The 4955-nt window shown below is 34.2% G+C and carries 5 protein-coding genes and 2 pseudogenes; 4 read left to right on the top strand and 3 right to left on the bottom strand.

From position 1 onward, the window contains the following. From AC1DJR_RS17295 to AC1DJR_RS17280, 4 genes and pseudogenes are all read left to right on the top strand, one after another. Positions 1-721 (top strand): annotated as a pseudogene (locus tag AC1DJR_RS17295) (ABC transporter permease); the annotation flags it as partial. A gap of 119 nt (positions 722-840) precedes the next feature. Beyond that, on the top strand, positions 841-1128 hold the full coding sequence (locus AC1DJR_RS17290; protein WP_137058682.1) for an AbrB/MazE/SpoVT family DNA-binding domain-containing protein: 288 nt from the start codon (positions 841-843) through the stop codon (positions 1126-1128). A 335-nt stretch (positions 1129-1463) separates the two neighbouring features. After that, on the top strand, positions 1464-2414 hold the full coding sequence (locus AC1DJR_RS17285) for a serine protease (RefSeq protein ID WP_477003112.1): 951 nt from the start codon (positions 1464-1466) through the stop codon (positions 2412-2414). 98 nt (positions 2415-2512) lie between these two features. Continuing rightward, positions 2513-2599, top strand: a pseudogene (locus AC1DJR_RS17280) (IS6 family transposase); the annotation flags it as partial. 29 nt (positions 2600-2628) lie between these two features. On the opposite strand, the gene AC1DJR_RS17275 reads toward AC1DJR_RS17280, so the two are convergent. The 3 genes from AC1DJR_RS17275 to AC1DJR_RS17265 form a co-directional block, all read right to left on the bottom strand. After that, positions 2629-3732, bottom strand: a complete 1104-nt coding sequence (locus AC1DJR_RS17275; protein WP_429688165.1) for an ABC transporter ATP-binding protein — start codon at positions 3730-3732, stop codon at positions 2629-2631. 99 nt (positions 3733-3831) lie between these two features. Then, a complete protein-coding gene (locus AC1DJR_RS17270) occupies positions 3832-4695 on the bottom strand; it encodes a PucR family transcriptional regulator (RefSeq protein WP_429688164.1) in 864 nt (287 codons plus the stop codon). Between the two features lie 69 nt (positions 4696-4764). Then, the coding region (locus AC1DJR_RS17265) for a helix-turn-helix domain-containing protein (protein ID WP_477003111.1) at positions 4765-4955 on the bottom strand (191 nt) is incomplete at its 5' end.

Raw genomic sequence — 4955 nt, 5'->3', positions numbered from 1 at the left:
AAATAAAGAGGCTTTATTTTTGTCAGTCGAAATACCCGGACCACCGATGAAAGAAAGAAAAGAAATTACTTTACCAAATATGAATGAACCTTTAAATGTGAAAAAAGTTAATACTTCTTCATTAAGTAAAATACTAAGAGGTAATGTGTATGTAATCTCTAAAAATCAATATGATTCATTACAAGATGGATTTAAAGAAGAAAAAGATTATATGTATAAAACACAATCCGCGAAAGATGAAATTGAGGTTGGTAAAGAGCTTACGAATCAGATTAAGCCTTATCAAGAACATTCAACGTTTAGTGCAGAAGAGTACGATCAAAATCAAAGTCTACAAATCGCAGGACCCATTTTATTTGTAGGTTTCTTTATTGGTATTRTATTTTTCGTTTGTGCAGGAAGCTTCCTTTACTTCCGTTTATTTTCAGATTTGGAGGACGATACTCGTTTATTTGAAATGATTCGAAAAGTTGGATTGACGAGAGGGGAATTATCGAAAGTAGTCACAATCCGCTTAGCGCTTTTATTCTTCGTTCCAGTTGGAGTTGCAACATTACACGGGGCAGTAGCATTAACTGCGTTAGGACAAATGTTTGAGTACTCACTGTTTAAAGAAAATACAATTGTATTAAGTATTTTCGTAGGTATTCAAGTTGTATACTTCTTAATTATACGATCGCGTTATTTAAAACAATTGAAAGAAAGATTGAATATTCGTTAAATGTGTTTTTTTAACTTTTGTACTATATTTTCTAAAAAGAGTAAGGCATTACCAAATATATAGTGATAAAATGAAAATAGCGAGGTGAAAAAAATAATAGAGAGTAAGGGGGGAGTAACATGAAAGCAACAGGAATTATTCGAAAAGTAGATGAATTGGGACGGATAGTTATTCCTAAAGAATTACGGGATGTATTAGGAATACAAATCAAATCACCACTTGAAATTTTTGTAGAAGAAGACAAAGTCATTTTACAAAAATATCAACCATACAATGCTTGTCAAATAACAGGTGATGTTTCAAATCAAAATATTTCATTAGCAAATGGAAACATTACTGTTAGTATAGAAGGCGCAAAACATGTAATAAAAGAAATTGAGCAGTTTTTGAACAAGAGTAAGATTTAGTCTTAATTTATCCCGCTATTTGTGGGCAGTAAAACTCCCACCTCAAAAYTCGGCTGAAGCAAAGAAGKTAGGTGGGAGATCAACTGCCCSTAAACGCCMGATTGGTGARGGCTAATAATCAGTGGGGGATGAACACCCTCCCACTGATTATAGTTTCACTTTATATTATTCTTTTGAAAAACTGAAAAAGAAAAGGACCATAATGGGTCCTTTTCTTTTGTTTATTGAGAAAYATTTGAGARGAAGGGAAATGGAACGAATAAAACGAATGTTAAATTTAAACGTATTCAATAGTGGTCTAAAATGAAAATAATACATTTTCAGGAGGGATTACGATGAACAGTAGTACAGCGAATAAACAAAAAGGTATACAATTGATTCCTTTTACAGTAGATAAGGTGATTGAACAAGTAAATGAAATTCCACCAGGTGTACAACTCATTCATGCTCCGCAAGTATGGGAAAAGAGCGCGAAAGGGAAAGACATTGTCGTTGCCGTATTAGATACAGGTTGTGATATAAATCATRTAGATTTAAARGATCGTATTATYGGYGGRAGAAATTTCACAAAAGATTATGAAGGAAATCCCAATATTTATCTTGATAATAATGGGCATGGTACTCATGTAGCGGGGACAATTGYAGCGACTGAAAATGGWGTKGGTGTWYTAGGRGTCGCACCACTTKCTAAAATGTTAGTKTTAAARGTWTTAGCKGGAGATGGTTCTGGAAGTTAYGAGCAAATTATTGAGGCCATTCATTATGCWGTAAATTGGAGAGGGCCTAATAAAGAAAGAGTTAGAGTCATTTCAATGTCACTTGGTGGTCCACAAGATGTACCAGAGTTACATGAAGCTATTCAAAATGCGGTAAAACAAGACGTACTTGTCGTGTGCGCTGCAGGAAATGATGGAGATTGTAACGATGATACTGAAGAATTAGATTTTCCAGGTGCTTATTCTGAAGTAATTGAAGTAGGTGCTGTTAATTTAGAGCAGAAAATTTCATGCTTTAGTAATTCAAATCAAGAAATTGATTTAGTAGCGCCGGGTGATGAAATACTGTCTACGTATCCAGAGGGGAAATATGCGGTATTAAGTGGTACTTCAATGGCGACGCCGCATGTCGCTGGGGCGCTAGCACTTCTCATAAAGCAGTGTGAGAGAGAGTATGGTAGAAAATTATCAGAGCCGGAAATATATGCGCAACTTATAAAAAGGACTGTACCTTTAGGGTATGAACGTACATCTGAAGGAAATGGATTAATAGATTTATTAAAAGAATAGTAATTACTAAAAAACATCTCATATTTATATGAGATGTTTTTTAGTATAGTTCTGTCACGTTTAATACGACATTTAATAATCCAAGGGTCTTCTTCACGAAATGTTTTGACACAGATACTTCTATTCTTTCAGAAGTAGAAGCTATGCATAGGATTAAAAAAGAAGAGATTGATTTACGGGACTAGTCTGTCCCAAATTAGAAAGAATTCATCCATCAATTATTACGTATACGTTGTTCAGTAGTGATATCGAAAAAGTGCGCTTTAGTTAAACTAAAAGCTAATGGAAGTTTATCGGTAGCTTTAATTTCGGAACGAGCGTTGATTCGCGCAACAAAGTTTTGACTCGAAAGTTTTCCATGAATCATTGTTTCAGCACCTAATAGTTCAGCAACTTCTACTGTAATTTCGACTGTGGTTTCAGGAGAAGATTGAAGAACGATTGGTTCATCATGAATGTCTTCAGGACGAATGCCGAGTATGATTTTTTGTCCATTATACCCTTTTTGCTTTAATGTTTTTAGTTGTCCATCTGGTACTTTGAAGCGAATATTTTCCATGTAAAAATAGTTATCTTGTAGTGCCCCAGTAAAGAAATTCATAGCTGGAGAACCAATGAATCCGCCAACAAATACGTTTTCCGGAGTATCATATACTTCTTTTGGAGTACCGACTTGCTGGATGAGCCCATCTTTCATAACAACAAGCCGTGATGCCATTGTCATTGCTTCTGTTTGATCGTGTGTCACATATATAGTGGTCGTATTTAAACGGCGATGAAGTTTAGAGATTTCTGAACGCATACTTACACGTAATTTTGCGTCTAAATTGGATAGGGGCTCGTCCATTAAAAATACTTTTGCATCACGGACGATAGCTCTTCCTAGTGCAACCCGTTGGCGTTGTCCACCTGATAATGCCTTTGGTTTTCGTTCTAAGTAATCTTCAAGCCCTAAGGTTTTCGCCGCCTCTGTTACTCGGCGATTAATTTCATCTTTTGGAAGTTTGCGTAGTTTCAAGCCAAACGCGATATTATCATAAACAGACATATGTGGGTATAGTGCGTAATTTTGAAATACCATCGCAATGTTGCGATCTTTTGGAGCGACATCATTCATACGCTCTCCATCAATATAAAATGAACCATTTGAAATGTCTTCTAGACCCGCAATCATACGTAGAGTTGTTGATTTTCCACATCCAGAAGGACCGACAAATACGATAAACTCTTTATCTTCAATATGTAAATTAAAATCAGAAACAGCAGTCGTTTTATTATCATAAACTTTAAAAATATGATCTAATACAAGTTCTGCCATGATTACTCACTCCTTTTTAAATTAATTGAATTATAAGATTATTTAAAGCGTAGGTAAATTGGCAGGGTGCACAAAATAATAAGAGATTTTTATGCAAGTTTACGAAATATCCAAAGAAAGAAATGCCATATAAACTGCTACTGCACCTTCAAAAGTTTTTATATTAATTCCTGTCTTTTCAATAAATTTATCAATTCGATATTGTAAAGTATTACGATGTAAATATAATTGTTTAGCTGCAAGTGATACATTTAAATTGCATTGGAAGAATACTTTAACACTATCTAGTAGTTCCTTGTTATTAGAAATGTGTGCTAATAATTGATTCGTGTATTTTTCTCTTTCTTCTTTCGGTAATGAGATCATTAATTGATAAGGGAGTAGTTGTTCAATGTGTATAATTTTTTGCGATAAATAGGGAGAAAGTAGAGAAAATAAATTTCGCTCCCATTGATATAGTCGAGCAATTTCATTTGTTTGAGTATACTGTCTTCCCATAAAAAAGGATAGGGATATAAAAAAATCTGTTTCTAGTGTATCAAGGGCTGCTTGCAATACAGACTCCGGTACATTTTCTTCTAAGATGAGGACGCCAGTTTGCGAAGTTTCCCATATTGTTGTAGTGGTGACAGGAAACATAGACTGTAAAGCGTATTGAAAGTCTTCTCTTTCTACTATAGGTCGGGTTGTGAAGAAGTGTAAAAAACGAACCAATACTATAGGGATGTTCTTATTTTTATATAATACTTCATGCCACGATTTTTCTTTTTCTGTCTCATAAAATGTATCAGTATGAATGGGCGTTAAGATGGATGAAAGCAATTGATGCTCCCTTTGATGTAATCGGATTTTTCGAATCCCGACTTTGCTTCCTTCAACTAAAAACCAGCTATAATCTTCAGACAACACAGTTTCATTGATTTTGATATCCTCACCATAGTATGTTTTTAATTGTTGAATCATAGGAACACTCTCCTTTCTAAAATAATAGTATCAATATATTAAAGAAGTATAGATTCATTGCGATTATCTTTAAAATTTCGCGCTAGAATCTGGTTTGTTTTTGCTAGAATTGATAGTGTTTCTGTATTGTGAAGGAGATAGATTCGTTTCTCGTTTAAATGATTGTGCAAAGAATGATTGGGAAGAAAAACCGGTAATGGTTGAAATATTAGAAATCGAATAGTTGGTAGTTTCTAATAATATTTTGCTTTCTCTAATAC

Source organism: Bacillus sp. 05T31 (assembly GCF_056396725.1).
This window is presented reverse-complemented; position numbering and strand designations above follow the sequence as displayed.